Origin of the sequence: Pseudomonas sp. MOIL14HWK12:I1, assembly GCF_000510705.1 — a bacterium.
Lineage (GTDB): Bacteria > Pseudomonadota > Gammaproteobacteria > Pseudomonadales > Pseudomonadaceae > Chryseomonas > Chryseomonas oryzihabitans.
Genome location: NZ_KI783309.1, coordinates 164,886 through 180,786 on the forward strand (window position 1 = coordinate 164,886; position 15,901 = coordinate 180,786).

The 15,901-nt window shown below is 67.8% G+C and carries 15 protein-coding genes; 4 read left to right on the top strand and 11 right to left on the bottom strand.

What is annotated here, in order from left to right:
• Positions 1-17 precede the first annotated feature (17 nt).
• Positions 18-728 (top strand): tRNA (guanosine(46)-N7)-methyltransferase TrmB, encoded by a 711-nt coding sequence (gene trmB / locus PSEK12I1_RS0121880; RefSeq protein ID WP_027602924.1) that lies wholly within the window; start codon positions 18-20, stop codon positions 726-728.
• A gap of 169 nt (positions 729-897) precedes the next feature.
• Positions 898-2,631 carry a bifunctional diguanylate cyclase/phosphodiesterase gene (locus PSEK12I1_RS0121885; RefSeq protein WP_027598890.1) on the top strand — a complete coding sequence of 578 codons (1,734 nt, stop codon included), beginning with the start codon at positions 898-900 and terminating at the stop codon, positions 2,629-2,631.
• Here the strand turns inward: PSEK12I1_RS0121885 and PSEK12I1_RS0121890 are convergent.
• The 9 genes from PSEK12I1_RS0121890 to PSEK12I1_RS0121930 all read right to left on the bottom strand — a co-directional run bounded on the left by PSEK12I1_RS0121890 (position 2,628) and on the right by PSEK12I1_RS0121930 (position 10,870).
• Positions 2,628-2,954: a DUF3392 family protein gene (locus PSEK12I1_RS0121890; protein WP_007161657.1), complete on the bottom strand. Its 327-nt coding sequence runs from the start codon at positions 2,952-2,954 to the stop codon at positions 2,628-2,630. The two genes, PSEK12I1_RS0121885 and PSEK12I1_RS0121890, sit on opposite strands and share 4 nt — an antisense overlap.
• Before the next feature lie 14 nt (positions 2,955-2,968).
• Complete coding sequence (gene hemW / locus PSEK12I1_RS0121895) at positions 2,969-4,120, bottom strand: radical SAM family heme chaperone HemW (RefSeq protein ID WP_027602925.1); 1,152 nt, start codon at positions 4,118-4,120, stop codon at positions 2,969-2,971.
• Positions 4,117-4,710 carry an RdgB/HAM1 family non-canonical purine NTP pyrophosphatase gene (gene rdgB / locus PSEK12I1_RS0121900; RefSeq protein ID WP_027602926.1) on the bottom strand — a complete coding sequence of 198 codons (594 nt, stop codon included), beginning with the start codon at positions 4,708-4,710 and terminating at the stop codon, positions 4,117-4,119. Before rdgB ends, hemW begins: the two co-directional genes overlap by 4 nt.
• 83 nt (positions 4,711-4,793) lie before the next feature.
• Positions 4,794-5,414 (bottom strand): methionine biosynthesis protein MetW, encoded by a 621-nt coding sequence (gene metW / locus PSEK12I1_RS0121905; protein WP_007161660.1) that lies wholly within the window; start codon positions 5,412-5,414, stop codon positions 4,794-4,796.
• 5 nt (positions 5,415-5,419) lie between these two features.
• On the bottom strand, positions 5,420-6,559 hold the full coding sequence (locus tag PSEK12I1_RS0121910) for a homoserine O-acetyltransferase (protein ID WP_007161661.1): 1,140 nt from the start codon (positions 6,557-6,559) through the stop codon (positions 5,420-5,422).
• Positions 6,560-6,667: 108 nt separating this feature from the next.
• Complete coding sequence (locus tag PSEK12I1_RS0121915; protein ID WP_027602927.1) at positions 6,668-8,626, bottom strand: dynamin family protein; 1,959 nt, start codon at positions 8,624-8,626, stop codon at positions 6,668-6,670.
• Positions 8,627-8,743: 117 nt separating this feature from the next.
• Complete coding sequence (locus PSEK12I1_RS0121920) at positions 8,744-9,337, bottom strand: YggT family protein (protein ID WP_007161663.1); 594 nt, start codon at positions 9,335-9,337, stop codon at positions 8,744-8,746.
• A 9-nt stretch (positions 9,338-9,346) separates the two neighbouring features.
• On the bottom strand, positions 9,347-10,165 hold the full coding sequence (proC, locus tag PSEK12I1_RS0121925; protein ID WP_027602928.1) for a pyrroline-5-carboxylate reductase: 819 nt from the start codon (positions 10,163-10,165) through the stop codon (positions 9,347-9,349).
• Positions 10,166-10,174: 9 nt separating this feature from the next.
• Positions 10,175-10,870: a YggS family pyridoxal phosphate-dependent enzyme gene (locus tag PSEK12I1_RS0121930; RefSeq protein WP_027602929.1), complete on the bottom strand. Its 696-nt coding sequence runs from the start codon at positions 10,868-10,870 to the stop codon at positions 10,175-10,177.
• Between the two features lie 126 nt (positions 10,871-10,996).
• Here PSEK12I1_RS0121930 and pilT point away from each other — a divergent pair, with 126 nt between their 5' ends.
• Together pilT and PSEK12I1_RS0121940 are read left to right on the top strand one after the other, a co-directional pair.
• Positions 10,997-12,031, top strand: coding sequence for a type IV pilus twitching motility protein PilT (gene pilT / locus PSEK12I1_RS0121935; protein ID WP_007161666.1), 1,035 nt, complete (start codon positions 10,997-10,999; stop codon positions 12,029-12,031).
• Positions 12,031-13,173: a PilT/PilU family type 4a pilus ATPase gene (locus tag PSEK12I1_RS0121940; protein WP_007161667.1), complete on the top strand. Its 1,143-nt coding sequence runs from the start codon at positions 12,031-12,033 to the stop codon at positions 13,171-13,173. The genes pilT and PSEK12I1_RS0121940 overlap by 1 nt, the downstream gene beginning before the upstream one ends.
• Here PSEK12I1_RS0121940 and PSEK12I1_RS0121945 read toward each other — a convergent pair.
• Together PSEK12I1_RS0121945 and PSEK12I1_RS0121950 are read right to left on the bottom strand one after the other, a co-directional pair.
• Positions 13,170-14,618: a UdgX family uracil-DNA binding protein gene (locus tag PSEK12I1_RS0121945; RefSeq protein WP_027602930.1), complete on the bottom strand. Its 1,449-nt coding sequence runs from the start codon at positions 14,616-14,618 to the stop codon at positions 13,170-13,172. The genes PSEK12I1_RS0121940 and PSEK12I1_RS0121945 overlap by 4 nt on opposite strands.
• Positions 14,619-15,830: a putative DNA modification/repair radical SAM protein gene (locus tag PSEK12I1_RS0121950; protein WP_027602931.1), complete on the bottom strand. Its 1,212-nt coding sequence runs from the start codon at positions 15,828-15,830 to the stop codon at positions 14,619-14,621.
• Between the last annotated feature and the right edge of the window lie 71 nt (positions 15,831-15,901).

The window sequence follows — 15,901 nt, forward strand, 5'->3', positions numbered from 1 at the left end:
CCACTATCGATAACGCCATGACCGATCATCAAGACGACCAGACCTCCGACCGCCCCCGGCGCACCATCAAGAGCTTCGTGATGCGCGCCGGCCGCATGACCGAAGGCCAGCAACGCGGTCTCGACCAGGGTTGGCCGCGCTTCGGTCTGGAGCTGACCGACGGCCTGCGGGATTTCGACCAGGTGTTCGGGCGCCAGGCGTCGCGCACCTTCGAGATCGGCTTCGGCATGGGCCATTCCACGCTGGAAATGGCCGCCGCCGCGCCGGAGCAGGATTTCATCGGCGTCGAGGTGCATCGCCCGGGCGTGGGCGCGCTGCTCAACGGTGCCATGACCCAGGGACTGACCAATCTGCGGGTCTACAGCTGCGATGCCCTGGAGGTGCTGCGCCAGTGCGTGGCCGATGCCAGCCTGGACCGGGTGCTGCTGTTCTTTCCCGATCCCTGGCACAAGAGCCGCCACCACAAGCGCCGTATCGTTCAGCCGGCCTTCGCCGAGCTGGTCAGGCAGAAGCTCAAGGTCGGCGGGGTGCTGCACATGGCCACCGACTGGCAGGCCTATGCCGAACACATGCTCGAGATCATGAACGCCGCCCCGGGTTACCGTAATCTCGGCGACGCCTCGGGCTATGTGCCGCGCCCCGAGGAAAGACCCATCACCAAGTTCGAGCGCCGTGGCGAACGCCTGGGGCATGGGGTCTGGGATCTCAAGTTCGAACGCCAGAGCTGACCGTGTATCTCTGACGAATCGAACTTGAGCTGCCGAAGGGCAATTGGCATGATGGCCAATTGCCCTGCTGTGATGGCGGTTGCAGTCGAATTCACAGAGACATCTGGATGTCAGCCCTTCCCGAGAAAGCCAACCGGCTCCGCGCCGCCCTTCGTGCAGGCCGGATCCGATGACGGACCTGGTACGCCCCGACTCGCCGGCGGCCGAATTGCACGCCGTACGGCGTTGGCTCGAAGTCGAACGCAGCGCCCGGCAGCGCACCGAACGCTCGCTCCACCTCATCGCCTCGGCCTTCGCCCTCTGCCGCGACGCCATGGCCGTGCTGACCGAAAGCGGTCAGATCATCGAAGCCAATGACGCCCTGCGCGCCCTGATGCTCAGCGCGGAGCGCAGTGTCAGCGGCCAGTACCTGTCGCACTACATCAAGTTGCCCGAGGCGGCTATCCGCACCTTCGAGCGCGACGGCTATGCCCTGTGCGAAGCCCAGTTCCACGTCTCCGCCAAGCGCGTCACGCCGGTGGAGATCAGCCTGAGTCGCTTTGCCGGCGAGGCGGATCGCGAAGGCTATGTGGTCGCCAGCCTGAGGGACATCACCGAGCGCAAGCGCGCCGAGCAGGCCCTGGAACGCATGGCCCTGAGCGATGCCCTGACCCAGCTGCCCAACCGGACCTCCTTCTACCAGGCTTTCGAGACGCGCCTGCAGAAGCTGGAGGAGACCGGCAACCTGGCGGTGCTGTTCATCGATGTCGATGGCTTCAAGGAGGTCAACGACTCCCTGGGCCATGCGGCCGGTGACGAGTTGCTCTGCGCCCTGGTGCGGGAGTTGCGCCAGGTGCTGGGCGCCGGCGAGGTGCTGGCGCGCTGGGGTGGCGATGAATTCGTTGCGCTGCTGGACGTGAGCGATCGTGACCAGGCCCGCCAGGTGGCCGAGCAACTGGTGCAGGCGGTGGGGCGCCAGCAATGCATCGCCGGCCACGATATCCGCGTATCGGCCAGCATCGGCCTGAGTCTGGCGCCCGAAGAGGGGCTGGATGTGGAGACCCTGCTGCGCAACGCCGATGCCGCCATGTACGCGGCCAAGGCGGCCGGCAAGAGCCGGGTGCGCTGCTACGATCCGCAGCTGACCAGCGAGGCGCGCAGCAAGGTGACCCTGCTGGCCCATCTGCATGGCGCCATCGAGGCCGAGCTGATCACCTTCGTGCTGCAGCCCAAGTTCGATGCCCGTCAGCGCATGATCAGCGCCGAGTTGCTGGCGCGCTGGAATTGTCCGGGCGTCGGCGCCGTGCCGCCCAATGTCTTCGTCGCCCTGGCCGAGCAGAACGGCATGGCCTCGGCCCTCGGGCGCCTGGCCATCCGCCGCGCGGCCGGTTGCGCCCGGGCCCTGCAGGACGCCGGCCTGCAGATCCCGGTGGCGGTCAACATCTCGCCGCTGCAGGTGGCCGATGATGAACTGGTCGAAGTCCTGGCGGCGGCCTGCGCCGAATTCGCTATCGCGCCCAGGGCCCTGGAGCTGGAGGTGACCGAGTCGGTGTTCCTGCAGAAGGGCACCCCGGAGCGGCGCCTGGCCCTGTTGCGCGAGCAGGGCTTTCGGGTGGCGATGGATGACTTCGGCACCGGCTATTCGTCGCTGGGCTATCTGCACCGCTTGCCCTTCGACACCATCAAGATCGACCGCAGCTTTCTGCTGGCGGTGGACGCCGACGACAGATCCCGGCAGTTGCTGGCCGGCATCGTCAGCCTGTGCCGCGCACTGGACATGCAGATCGTCGCCGAAGGGGTGGAAACCCAGGCCCAGTTCGAATTGCTCAAGGACCTGGGCGTGGACACCTTCCAGGGCTTCCTGCTGGGGCGCCCGCAATCCCTGGAGTGCCTGCTGGACGCTATCCGCGCCGCCGACCGCTAGCCGCGCCGCTCGGCCAGCACGCCCAGCAGGCAGACGCCGATCAGCAGCACCGGGGCCAGGGCGTAGTTGTTGAACTGCGCCAGGCCCTTGACCACCCAGGGGGTCAGGAAGGTCATGGCGGCGCCATAGATGGCCAGGCAGGCCAGGGCGAAGGCCGGGACCCGGACGGCGGTCGGCAGGCTCCCCAGGCGCGCCTGGATGAAGGCGTTGACCTGGCTGCCGAACAGCACCAGCAGGGTGGCGGTGACCGCCAGGGCCACCTCGTCCAGGTGGCTGCGACTCCAGCGGGAGAGGTCGGCGATATGGTCGAGTACGAAGTCCAAGGCAGAGCTCCTCGTCAGTCAGGCAGAAAGGATTGCAAGAGGTCGTTCAGGAACAGCTGGCCGCGGGCGGTGGGGCGCAGGCGCTCTTCGTCCTCGGCCAGCAGGCCGGCGCGGCGCGCCGCGGCCAGCGCCGGCGCCAGGCTGTCCAGCGACTGACCGGTCCGCTGCGGATACCAGGCGGCGGGCACCCCGTCGATCAGGCGCAGGGCGTTCATCATGAAATCGAAGGGCAGATCGGCCGGCTCCAGAGCTTTCGCGCCGGCCTGGAAGGCCTTGGCCGGATCCAGGTAGTCCTTGGGCAGGCGGGTCTTCCAGGTGCGCAGCAGGGTACCGTCCGGCGCGCTGAGCTTGGCGTGGGCGCCGGCACCGATGCCGAGGAAGTCGCCGAAGCCCCAGTAGTTGAGATTGTGCCGCGCCTGGCGCCCGGGCTGGGCATAGGCGGAGGTCTCGTATTGCCCGTAGCCGGCGGCCGCCAGCCGCGCCTGGCCGGCTTCCTGGATGTCCCAGAGGGTGTCGTCTTCGGGCAGCTCCGGCGGCTGGCTCCAGAACACCGTGTTGGGCTCCATGGTCAGCTGGTACCAGGACAGGTGCGTGGGCGCCAGGGCGATGGCCTGCTCCAGATCACCGAGGGCATCGGCCACGCTTTGCTCGGGCAGGCCGTGCATGAGGTCCAGGTTGAAGTTGTCGAAACCGGCGGCGCGCGCCCGGTCGGCGGCGCGGATGGCTTCCTCGCGCCCGTGGATACGCCCCAGGGCCTTGAGCTTGGCGTCCTGGAAACTCTGGATGCCGATCGACAGCCGATTGATGCCCAGGCCGCGATAGGCGACGAACTTGGCCTGCTCGAAGGTGCCGGGGTTGGCTTCCAGGGTGATCTCGATGTCCGGCGCGAAGCTCAGGCGCCGGGCCACGCCGTCCAGCAGGCGCCCCAGGGCCTCGGCGGAAAACAGACTGGGCGTGCCGCCGCCAAAGAAGATCGAGGTCAGCGGGCGGCCATGGACGTGCACCAGGTCCCTGTCCAGATCCGCCAGCAAGGCGTCGACGTAATCCGCTTCCGGCAGGCTCGGACCGGCCGCGTGGGAGTTGAAGTCGCAATAGGGGCACTTGCGCACGCACCAGGGGATGTGGACGTAGAGCGCCAGTGGCGGCAGGGCGAACACCTGGGTCACAGGCCGAGCCGTTGCTTGAGCTGGGCCATGGCGCGGGCGCGATGGCTGCGCTGGTTCTTTTCCGCCGGCGCCAGTTCGGCTGCGGAGACCGCTTCGCCATCGGGCTGGAACAGCGGATCGTAGCCGAAGCCATGCTCGCCCTGGGCGGCATGCAAGATGCGCCCGGGCCAGCGGCCTTCGCAGAGGACCGGTAGCGGATCGTCGGCGTGACGCACCAGCGCCAGCACGCAGACGAATTGGCCGGTGCGCTCGGCGTCGGGCACCTCTTTCAAGGCCTCGAGCAGCTTGGCGTTGTTGGCCGCATCGCCCTGGCCGTCGGCGTAGCGCGCGGAATAGATGCCGGGGGCGCCGCCGAGGGCGTCCACCGCCAGGCCCGAATCGTCGGCCAGGGCCGGCAGACCGGACAGCCGCGCCGCGTTGCGTGCCTTGAGGATGGCGTTCTCGACAAAGGACAGCCCGGTTTCCTCGGGCTCCACCTGGCTGAATTCACCTACCGAGCGCACCCGCACCCGGTCGCCGAGCATGGCCTGGAGTTCCTTGAGCTTGCCGGCGTTGTGGCTGGCGAGCACCAGTTCGGTAAGGTCGGACATGGGAGACTCCGCGTCGCGTTGAGAAGGGCGGCGTATTGTACGCGAAGCCGTGCCCGGGCTGGATGCGCCCCCCGTGCCTTACGTCATATCGCGACGCGATGCTCCTGCAGGCGCGGCGCGCTGACCCGGTAGATGCCGATCTCGCCGAGCAGGTTGGGCCACAGCTTGCTGGCCCAGCCATGACGATGCAGGCGATCCACAGCGAGGCGATCCAGCACCTGGGCGCGCTGTTCGCGGCAGAGGCGCTCGAAGTCCTCGAAGGTGCAGAAGTGGATGTTCGGCGTGTTGTACCAGGTGTAGGGCAGGAAGTCGGAGACCGGCATCCGCCCCCGGCCGCCCAGGTACAGCCGGCAGCGCCAGTGACCGAAGTTGGGAAAGGTGATGATGCACTGGCGACCGACCCTGAGCATCTCCTGGAGGATGCGATCGGGGTACTGCATGGCCTGCAGCGACTGGGTCATGACCACCACGTCGAAGCTGTCGCTGGCGAAGTTGGCCAGGCCGCCGTCGAGATCCTGCTCGATGACGTTGACGTCCTTGAGCAGGCATTCGGCGATCTTGTCCGGGTCGATCTCCAGGCCGTAGCCGGTGACCTGCTTGTGATCGCGCAGCCAGGCGAGCAACTCGCCGGTGCCGCAACCGAGGTCGAGGACCCGGCTGCCGGCGGGGATCCATTCCTGAATGATGTCCAGATCGGCGCGCACGGCAGCTATACCTCGATGCGGGTCATGTAGTGGGAGAAGGCCTGCAGATAGCGCGGGATGGGGATGAGGAAGGCGTCGTGACCCTGGGGGGCGTCGACCTCCAGGTAGCTGACGTCCTTGCGCGCGGCCATCAGAGCGTTGACGATCTCCTTGGAGCGCGCCGGCGAGAAGCGCCAGTCGGTGGTGAAGGAGACGATCAGGAAGCGCGCCTGCACCCCGGCCAGGGTCTTGGCCAGGTCGCCGCCATGGGCGTGGGCCGGATCGAAGTAGTCCAGCGCCTTGGTCATCAGCAGGTAGGTGTTGGCGTCGAAGCGGCCGGAGAATTCCTCACCCTGGTAGCGCAGGTAGCTCTCCACCTGGAATTCGACGCTGTGGAAGTCGTAGTTGAGCTGGTCGGTCTTGAGTTCGCGACCGAATTTCTCGCCCATGGCCTCGTCGGACAGGTAGGTGATGTGGCCGACCATGCGCGCCAGCATCAGGCCGCGCTTGGGGATCACGCCCTTTTCCTGGAAGTGCCCGGCGTGGAAGTCCGGGTCCGAGAGGATGGCCTGGCGCGCCACCTCGTTGAAGGCGATGTTTTCCGCCGACAGCTTGGGTGCCGAGGCGATGGCCAGGCAGTGGCGGATGCGCTCGGGATAGCTGATGGTCCACTGCAGCGCCTGCATGCCACCCAGGCTGCCGCCGATCACCGCCGCCCACTGCGCGATTCCCAGACGATCGGCCAGCCGCGCCTGGCTGTTGACCCAGTCTTCCACGGTCAGCACCGGAAAGTCCGCGCCATAGGCGCGGCCGGTGTCGGGATTGGGACTGCTGGGACCGGTGGAGCCGTTGCAGCCGCCAAGGTTGTTGAGGGCGACGACGAAGAACTTGCGGGTGTCGATGGGCTTGCCCGGACCGATGCAGCTGTCCCACCAGCCCGGCTTGCGGTCGTCCAGGCTGTGGTAGCCGGCCGCGTGGTGATGGCCGGAGAGCGCGTGGCAGATCAGCACGGCGTTGCTGCGGCTGGCGTTGAGTTCGCCATAGGTCTCGACCATCAGGTCGTAGGCCGGCAGGGTGCGGCCACAGGCCAGGGCCAGGGGCTCGTTGAAGTGCAGCAGCTCGGGGGTGACCAGGCCGACGGAATCTTCGGGAATGACGCTGGGCATTGACGGCTCGTCCGGGGCGGGGCTCGCCAGTCTAAAGAGCGTCGCCAGGAGCGGCAAGGGCAGCCGTGGCGCGGCGGCCAGGGGCCGCGCCTCGGGTGGCGGGTGGGGCTAGCCGACCCGTGCCAGCGGCAGGGCGACCACGTTGTCGTGGCGCTGGGAAGGGGCCGGCCGGCTGATCTGCTTGAGCATGTCGCTGACCTCGCTGAGCTGCCGATGCAGGACGTCCTCGTGCACCTGCAGGCGGCGCACCTGCTCCTGGCTGTTGAGGTTCTGCTGGGTGAGCTGCTTGAGCGCCAGCATGCTGGTTTCCAGCAGCTGCTTCTGCTCGCGAGTGTGCTGCACCAGCGGGGTCAGGGCGCCGTCGTTCCAGCGCAGCACCTGGGCATGGGCGCCCTCCTGCAGGGCCTGGACCTCCTGGGCCACGGTGGCGAAGAAGCGGCGGGCCAGGGCGCTCTGCTCGGTGAGCAGGGTCTTGACCTGTCGCTGGACCTCCTCGGTCTTGAGTTGCAGCTGGCGCAGCTCGCGGACATAGGGGCGGATGCGCAGCCGCGGCGCTTCCAGGGGGTGCAGCGGATTCTCCACATTGTGCCGCTGGTAGACCGCGCCGAGCACCTTGTTGGCCCGGTCGGCCTCGTTGTCCAGGGCCAGCAGGTCATGCTCGACCACACGGAAGAAGCGGGCGATGGACTGGTTGATGCCGACGGTGGTCAGGCTGGTGCGGAATTCCCGGCGCGCGGTGTCCAGATGGGCGTCCAGGCGTTCCGGCGCGACCAGGTCGGTCAGCAGCTTGCGCTGCCCGGCCAGCATGTTCTGGGTGGTGCGCAGATCCAGCAGGCGGCGGTGATAGAGGTCGTATTCCTGGCGGGTGCGCGCGGTCTGCAATTCCAGGCCGGCACCGGGCAATTCCTCGTCGGCCAGTTGCGCGTACTGGGCGCGAATGGCTTCCAGGCGCTGCTCGATCAGGGTCCGGCTAGCACCCAGCAGACCACTGGCCTGCTGCACGATGCGCTGCTGCAGCAGGCGCTCGCGGGCGCCGACGATGCGTTCGGCGAGCAACTGTTCGAGGCTGTCCAGCTGGCTGCGCGCGAGCAGTTCCAGATCGCCGCGGACCTTGCCCAGCAAGGCCTGCTTGGCCGACAGCGGCAGGATGTGCTCGGCCGGCAGCGCCAGTTGCCGGGCGCTGGCCTGGCGGACGTTTTCCAGCGACTGGGCGACATGGGCGACGCCGCCGAGGTCGTCCCAGAGGCTGTCGATCTTGTTCATCACCGCGAACAGTCGCTCCGGGGCATCGCCCAGGGACGGCTTGACGCATTGCTCCCAGAGCGCGAGGTCCGAGGCGGTCACGCCGGTGTCGGCACCAATGAGAAAGAGCACGGCCTGGGCGTGGGGCAGCAGCGACAGGGTCAGCTCGGGTTCGGCGCCCAGGGCGTTGAGGCCGGGGGTGTCGAGGATGCGCAGGCCCTGGCGCAGCAGCGGATGATCGATGCTGATCAGCGCATGGCGCCAGGCCGGGATGCTGACCAGGCCGTCGCTGTCGAGTTGTTCCAGTTGCTCGGGATCGAAGCCCAGTTGCACGGCGACGGCGGTTTCCACCTCGCGGGTCTCGGTGACCTTGGCCAGCAGGGCGGCCATGGCGTCCGCGTGGCTGTCGTCCAGGGCGAAGCGCTGCCAGGCCTCGGGCGCCTTGCGCCAGGCGGTCAGGCTGCGTTCGTCCAGGCGGCTGTCGATGGGCAGCAGCTGCAGATAGGGGCCGTCGGCCCCGGCGTCGAAGAAGATCTCGGTGGGGCACATGGTGGTGCGCCCGGCCTGGGACGGCAGCATGCGCTGGCCGTAGTCGGCGAAGAAGAGGGCGTTGATCAGTTCGGTCTTGCCGCGGGAGAACTCGCCGGCGAAGGCCAGGGTGATGCCGTCGGCCTGCAATTCGCTCTGGCAGGTCGCCAGGGCGGCGTCCAGGGCCGGGGAGGCCAGACGATTACGCTGCAACCAGTCGCGGTAGCGGCCCAATTGGGTGTCGAGTTCGGCTTTCCACGCGGCATAGGCATCGACGTGGCGGAACAGGCGTTCCATAGGGGACTTCCTTGACCTGAACAGCAAAGGCTGGACGGTGCCCCAGCGTCCAGAGGACGTCAATGGCGCCTCCGCCACGACGCGGCGGGCGGTCGTGGCGGGTGCGCGAGTGGTGCGTCAGAGGAAGGGCGCGAGAATCTGCGGCATGCCGGTGGCCGCGGCCAGCTGGCCGATGACGAAGCGGTCCAGCAGGTTGATCACGATGAAGGCGAAGATCGGCGACAGATCCAGCCCGCCCAGGCTCGGCAGGATGCGGCGGAAGGGTGCCAGCAGCGGCTCGCAGATCTGGTTGACCAGTTCGGCGGCCGGATTGTGGGTCTGGGGCGCGACCCAGGAGAGGATGACGCTGACGATCAGGGCAAAGAAGAACACCTTGAGGAACAGCGAGGCCACGCCGAGCAGGGCCCAGATCAGCAGGGCGGGGAACAGGCCGCCGATGCTGGCGCCGAGCAGCACCACCACGACCATCATCAGCGCCAGCTGGACCAGCACGGCCAGCACCAGGGCCGCCAGATCGACGCCGCCGAAGCCGGGAATGATGCGTCGCACCGGCTTGAGCAGCGGCTGGGTGGCGCGCACGGTGAATTGCGACAGCGGATTGTAGAAGTCGGCCCGGACCAGCTGCAGGATGAAGCGCAGCAGGATGATCAGCAGATAGAGACTGCCGAGGGTCTGGATGACATAGACGAGAGCTTGCGCGAGAGCGGACATGGATACTCCTTATCGATCCGGCAACTGGGCCAGTTCCGCAGCCCGGTCGGCCGCGGCGGTGAGGGCTTCTTCCACCAGGTCCTCGAAGGCCCCGGCTTGGAAGGTTTCGATGGCGCGCTCGGTGGTGCCCTTGGGGGACATCACCGAACGACGCAATTGTTCGGGGCTGCGGTCACCCTGGCAGGCCATGGCGGCGGCGCCGCGGGCGGTGTGCAGGGTCAGTTGCTGGGCGACCTCGGCCGGCAGGCCGAGCTTGGTGCCGGCCTGGGTCATGGCTTCCATCAGCAGGAAGAAATAGGCCGGGCCGCTGCCGGAGACGGCGGTGACCGCGTCCAGCTGCTGTTCTTCCTCGACCCACAGGGCCAGGCCGACCGCGGCGAGGATCTCCTGGGCACGGGCGCGCTGCTCGGCGCTGACCTGGTCATTGGCGAACAGGCCGCTGGCGCCCAGGCGCAGCTGCGAGGGCACGTTCGGCATGCAGCGCACCAGCGCGCGCGGGCCCAGCCAACGGGTCAGGCTGGCGCAGGTGATGCCGGCGGCGACCGAGACGATCAGCTGGTCCGGACGCAGATGGGGGGCCAGTTCCTGGCAGACCTCGCCCATGACCTGGGGCTTCACCCCCAGCACCACCACGTCGGCGTCGGCGAGCACGGCGCTGTTGCTGGCCTCGACGCGGATGCCGTGCTCCCGGGCCAGGGCTTCGCGCTTGGCCGGATTGCGATTGCTGGCGCTCAGCTGCCGGGCCGGCACGCCCTGGGCGAGCAGGCCGCCGATGATGGCGCCGGCCATGTTGCCGGCGCCGATGAAGGCGATGCGGGTGTCGTTCATCGAGACTTCCTAGGTTGAAGAGGCGGCGCCGTAGTCGCGGGCGCCAAAGAGGGCGGTACCGACGCGGACCCAGGTGGCGCCCTCGGCGATGGCGGCTTCCAGATCCTGGCTCATGCCCATGGACAGGGTGTCCAGGCCCAGGTTCAGGGCTTCGCTCAGGGTGCGCAGCCGGGCGAAGGCGGCGCGCTGGCTGGCCGGGTCGTCGGTGGGTTCGGGGATGGCCATCAGGCCACGCAGGCGCAGGTTGGGCAACCGGCTGACCGCGGCGGCCAGGGCCGGTAGCTCGTCGGGGTGGCAGCCGGACTTGCTGGCTTCGCCGCTGACGTTGACCTGCAGGCAGATGTTCAGCGGGCCGCGCTCGGGCGGGCGCTGCTCGGCCAGGCGCTGGGCGATCTTCAGGCGATCCACCGAATGCACCCAGTCGAAATGGCTGGCGATGGCGCGGGTCTTGTTGGACTGGATGGGGCCGATGAAATGCCACACCAGGGGCAGGTCGGCCAGCGCCGGCTGCTTGTCCAGCGCCTCCTGCAGATAGTTCTCGCCAAAGTCGCGTAGCCCGGCGACGGCGGCCTCGCGCAAGGCGGCGGCGGGCTTGGTCTTGCTCACCGCCAGGAGGCCGACAGTCGCGGGATCGCGGCCTGCCGTCCGGCTGGCGGTGGCGATGCGTTCGAGTACGGTTGCGCTATTCTCGGCTATCGTGGACATTCAGCCCCTGCTTGCGTCGGCGCATCCGGCAGGCCTCGGCGTACCGGATGAGTGAGTGGCGGTGACCAGGTCAGACCGCCAGTGCTGCGCGGCATTCTACCTGCTTGCTCGACATCTGGGAGTCCCATGGATATCACCGAATTGCTGGCCTTTTCCGCGCGGCAAGGCGCCTCCGACCTGCACCTGTCCGCCGGCCTGCCGCCGATGATCCGCGTCGACGGCGACGTGCGCCGCATCAACCTGCCGGCCTTCGAGCACAAGCAGGTGCACGCGCTGATCTATGACATCATGAACGACAAGCAGCGCAAGGACTTCGAGGAATTCCTGGAGACCGACTTCTCCTTCGAGGTGCCGGGTGTGGCGCGCTTCCGGGTCAACGCCTTCAACCAGAATCGCGGTGCCGGCGCGGTGTTCCGGACCATTCCATCCAAGGTGCTGAGCATGGAAGAGCTCGGCATGGGCGAGGTGTTCAAGAAGATCACCGACGTCCCGCGCGGCCTGGTGCTGGTGACCGGGCCGACCGGCTCGGGCAAGTCCACCACCCTGGCGGCCATGCTCGACTACCTCAACAACACCAAGTACCACCACATCCTCACCATCGAGGATCCCATCGAATTCGTCCACGAATCCAAGAAGTGCCTGGTCAACCAGCGCGAGGTGCACCGCGACACCCTGGGCTTCTCCGAGGCCCTGCGCTCGGCGCTGCGCGAAGACCCGGACATCATCCTGGTGGGCGAGCTGCGCGACCTGGAGACCATCCGCCTGGCGCTGACCGCGGCCGAGACCGGGCACCTGGTGTTCGGCACCCTGCACACCACCTCGGCGGCCAAGACCATCGATCGGGTGGTGGACGTCTTTCCGGCGGAAGAGAAGTCGATGGTGCGTTCCATGTTGTCCGAATCCCTGCAGGCGGTGGTTTCCCAGACCCTGCTCAAGAAGGTCGGCGGCGGCCGGGTAGCGGCCCACGAGATCATGATCGGCACGCCGGCCATCCGTAACCTGATCCGCGAGGACAAGGTGGCGCAGATGTATTCCTCGATCCAGACCGGTGGCGGCCTGGGCATGCAGACCCTGGACATGTGCCTCAAGGCGCTCCTGGCCAAGGGCCTGATCAGCCGCGACGCGGCCCGCGAGAAGGCCAAGACGCCGGAGAATTTCTGATGGATTTCGACAGGTTCCTGCAGCTGATGGTGGACAAGGGGGCGTCCGACCTCTTCATCACCACCGGCGTGCCCCCTTCGATGAAGATCAACGGGCGCATGACGCCGGTCACCAAGGACTCGCTCACGCCCGAGCAGTGCCGGGCCCTGGTGCTGGGGGTAATGAACGACGAGCAGCGCCAGGAATTCCAACAGAAGCGCGAGTGCAACTTCGCCATCAGCGCCCGCGGCATCGGCCGCTTCCGGGTCAGCGCCTTCTACCAGCGCAACCTGGTGGGCATGGTGCTGCGCCGCATCGAGGTCAACATCCCCACCGTCGAGCAGCTGCGCCTGCCGGAGATCATCAAGAAGCTGGCCATGACCAAGCGCGGCCTGGTGATCTTCGTCGGCGCCACCGGCACCGGCAAGTCCACCTCGCTGGCGGCCATGATCGGCCACCGCAACAAGAATTCGGCGGGGCACATCATCTCCATCGAGGACCCCATCGAGTACATCCACCAGCACCAGGGCTGCATCGTCACCCAGCGTGAGGTGGGCATCGATACCGAGTCCTTCGAGGTGGCGCTGAAGAACACCCTGCGCCAGGCGCCGGACGTCATCATGATCGGCGAGATCCGCAGCCGGGACACCATGGAGCACGCCCTGGCCTTCGCCGAGACCGGCCACCTGTGCCTGGCCACCCTGCACGCCAACAACGCCAACCAGGCGCTGGACCGCATCATCCACTTCTTCCCGGCCGATCGGCACAGCCAGACCTGGATGGACCTCTCGCTCAACCTCAAGGGCATCGTCGCCCAGCAACTGGTGCCCACCATCGATGGCCAGGGCCGCCGCGCGGTGATCGAGGTGCTGCTCAACACCCCGCTGGTCGCCGACCTGATTCGCAAGGGCGAGGTGCACGAACTCAAGGCGCTGATGAAGAAGTCCGGCGAGCTGGGCATGCAGACCTTCGACCAGTCGCTCTACGGGCTCTATCGCGATGGCGAGATCACCTACGAGGCCGCCCTGGCCCACGCCGATTCCGCCAACGACCTGCGCCTGATGATCAAGCTGGGTTCGGAAACGGATGCCGATCACCTCAATCAGATCACCCGCAACCTCTCGGTGGACATGGGCGACGAGCCGCCCAAGCGCTTCCGCTAGCCTTCGGCTGTGCTGCCGGCTGCCAGGGCCCTGGCCTCGCGCAGGGCGGCGACCAGGGCCTGGCGCGCCTGGTCCTGCTGTTCGGCATCCGGGGTGCGCAGGATGTAGGAGGGGTGATAGGTGGCGATGATCCAGCGCTCGTCCAGTCGCAGGGGTCGTCCCATGAATTGCGCCAGACCCCTCGGCTTGCGCTTGAGCAGGGCTTCCAGGGCGGTCGAGCCCAGGGCCACCACGACCGTCGGCTGGATGTCGCGCAATTCCTGCTCCAGCCAGTAGCGGCAGGGGGCGATCTCCGGTCCCGGGGTGACGTGCTTGCGTCTTCTGCCCTGGGGAATCCACTTGAAGTGCTTGACCGCATTGGTGAGGAACACCTCGCTGCGCTCGAGGCCGGCTTCGGCCAGCGCCGCCATCAGCACCTGCCCGGCCGGGCCGACGAAGGGCCGGCCCGCCAGGTCCTCCTGATCGCCGGGCTGTTCGCCCAGCAGCAGGATGCGCGCGGTGCGCGGGCCTTCGCCGGCCACCGGCTGGGTGGCCTTTTCCCAGAGTTCGCAGCGACGGCACTCGTCGAGGGTGGTGGGCAGCGGGCGTTCGGGCTGGGCGCGCTCGGCCGCGATCAGCACCTCGCGACCGCTCTGGCGACCTACGGCCTCGGCCTGGGCCAGGCGCTGGGCGCCGGCCCGCGCCTCGCTGAGCAGCGCCGGGATCAGCGGCCCTTCCGGCAGATCCTTCCAGAAACGCGCCGGCATGTTGCCCCTCAGGGTGCGCGGATTGGCCCGCGCCGGATTGAAGGTGCTGCGGTAGTAGGCGCGCCAGAGTTCGTCACCGGCGTTGCGGTCGTCGTCTTCCGGCGTCTGCCGGGCCAGGCGTTGCAGTTCGGCGGGGCAGGGCTCCACCAGTTGCAGCGCCTGACCGTCCCAGAGCGCAGCGGCTTCGGGAGTCGCGATCAGCCAGCTGCTGTTGCCCATGCGGTCGCAGAAGTGCGGCGCCGCCAGGGCCAGGACGTCGTGGGCTGGCTGGTGCCAGGCCACCCAGGCCGGCGGACCGGCGCTTTCCGCGCGCGGCCGAAAGCGCAGGAAGGCATGCACATGGTGGATCTCGCGGCGGATCGCCTTGACCCGGCGCTGCAATTCGCTGCCGTCTTCGTCACCGGCCAGCATGGCTGCCCGTTCGCCGCGGGCGACGCGCCAGAGCACCTGGTAAAGCAGCGCCCAGCGATCGTCGCTGCGAAAGCAGGCGGCGTAGGTCAGGGCTTCGGCCAGTTGCGGCGGGATGCGTATGGCGCCGCTGGGCGGGGGCGCCACGACTTCGGCCGGTTCGTCGAACAGATCGCCCAGGCCGCGACTCTCCTGCCAGCTCACCTGGGCCGGCGGGATACCAGCCTGCAACAGCCGCCGCGCCTCCTTGCGCCAGCCGGCGAAGGTGCCGTCGAAATCGACTCTCTGCATCTAGAGCAGGGCGAGCTGGGCGGGCGGTTCGGCGAGCTGCCGGCGCAGGTCCAGGGACTCGGCCAGGCGCGGTTGCGGGCGATAGTCCTGGGTGACGATGAAGGGGCGCGCCTTTTCCACGCTGCATTTCAGGCGGATCAGGTCGGCGTAGCGGATGCGCCGCTCGCGTCTGAGCTCCACCAGCCGCTTGGCCGAGAGCACGCCGATGCCGGGTACCCGGGCGATCAGCGCCTGGTCGGCGCGATTGAGATCCAGCGGGAAGATGGCGCGATTGTGCAGCGCCCAGGCCAGCTTGGGATCCACGTCCAGCGGCAGCTGGCCGTCCTCGGTGGGCAACTCATCCGCTTGGAAGCCATAGCCACGCATGAGGAAGTCGGCCTGGTACAGGCGATGCTCGCGCAGCAGCGGCGGCGGTTGCAGCGGCACCGTGCCCGGGCTTTCCGGGATGGGGCTGAAGGCCGAATAGTAGACCCGCTTGAGGCGATAGGCGCCGTACAGCGTCTGGGCGGTGTCGAGAATGGTGCGGTCGTCGGTGGCATCGGCGCCCACGATCATCTGGGTGCTCTGGCCCGCCGGGGCGAAGCGCGGCGCCTTGGCTTCGGCCTCGGCTTCTTCCAGGCCCAGACGGATGTTGCCCATGGTCTTGCGGATGCTGCTGCCGTTCTTTTCCGGCGCCAGCTTGATCAGACTGCTCTCGGTGGGCAGCTCGATGTTGACCGACAGGCGATCGGCATAGAGACCCGCCTGGGCGATGATCTCGGGATCGGCGTCGGGAATGGTCTTGAGGTGGATGTAGCCGCGGAACTGGTGCTGCTCGCGCAACAGCTGGGCGACCCGGGTCATCTGCTCCATGGTGTAGTTGGAAGAGCGGATGATGCCGGAGCTGAGGAACAGTCCGCTGATGACGTTGCGCCGGTAGAAGTCGAGGGTCAGCTGCACCACTTCCTCGGGCGTGAAGCGCGCCCGCGGCACGTTGCTGCTGCGGCGATTGACGCAGTACTGGCAGTCGTACTGGCAGAAGTTGGTCAGCAGCACCTTGAGCAACGCTACGCAACGCCCATCCGGGGTGAAGCTGTGGCAGATGCCCATGCCATCGGTCGAGCCCAGGCCGTCCTTGCCCTTCGAGCTGCGTTTGGGCGCGCCGCTGCTGGCGCAGGACACGTCGTACTTGGCGGCATCGGCGAGAATGATCAGCTTGTCGGCGAGCTCCATCGAGATCTCCTGGACTGTGATTGCATACAGTATCCAGGAAGCGGAGCGTCGTTCAATGGCTTTGCGCCGGG

What these genes read in the sequence shown, in the direction of transcription:
- PSEK12I1_RS0121950 (WP_027602931.1), bottom strand. Translation starts at nt 15,830, where the DNA reads ATGGAGCTCGCCGACAAGCTGATCATTCTCGCCGATGCCGCCAAGTAC.
- proC (WP_027602928.1), bottom strand. Translation starts at nt 10,165, where the DNA reads ATGAACGACACCCGCATCGCCTTCATCGGCGCCGGCAACATGGCCGGC.
- rdgB (WP_027602926.1), bottom strand. Translation starts at nt 4,710, where the DNA reads ATGTCCGACCTTACCGAACTGGTGCTCGCCAGCCACAACGCCGGCAAG.
- PSEK12I1_RS0121940 (WP_007161667.1), top strand. Translation starts at nt 12,031, where the DNA reads ATGGATTTCGACAGGTTCCTGCAGCTGATGGTGGACAAGGGGGCGTCC.
- pilT (WP_007161666.1), top strand. Translation starts at nt 10,997, where the DNA reads ATGGATATCACCGAATTGCTGGCCTTTTCCGCGCGGCAAGGCGCCTCC.
- PSEK12I1_RS0121930 (WP_027602929.1), bottom strand. Translation starts at nt 10,870, where the DNA reads ATGTCCACGATAGCCGAGAATAGCGCAACCGTACTCGAACGCATCGCC.
- PSEK12I1_RS0121915 (WP_027602927.1), bottom strand. Translation starts at nt 8,626, where the DNA reads ATGGAACGCCTGTTCCGCCACGTCGATGCCTATGCCGCGTGGAAAGCC.
- PSEK12I1_RS0121945 (WP_027602930.1), bottom strand. Translation starts at nt 14,618, where the DNA reads ATGCAGAGAGTCGATTTCGACGGCACCTTCGCCGGCTGGCGCAAGGAG.
- PSEK12I1_RS0121910 (WP_007161661.1), bottom strand. Translation starts at nt 6,559, where the DNA reads ATGCCCAGCGTCATTCCCGAAGATTCCGTCGGCCTGGTCACCCCCGAG.
- PSEK12I1_RS0121920 (WP_007161663.1), bottom strand. Translation starts at nt 9,337, where the DNA reads ATGTCCGCTCTCGCGCAAGCTCTCGTCTATGTCATCCAGACCCTCGGC.
- PSEK12I1_RS0121885 (WP_027598890.1), top strand. Translation starts at nt 898, where the DNA reads ATGACGGACCTGGTACGCCCCGACTCGCCGGCGGCCGAATTGCACGCC.
- trmB (WP_027602924.1), top strand. Translation starts at nt 18, where the DNA reads ATGACCGATCATCAAGACGACCAGACCTCCGACCGCCCCCGGCGCACC.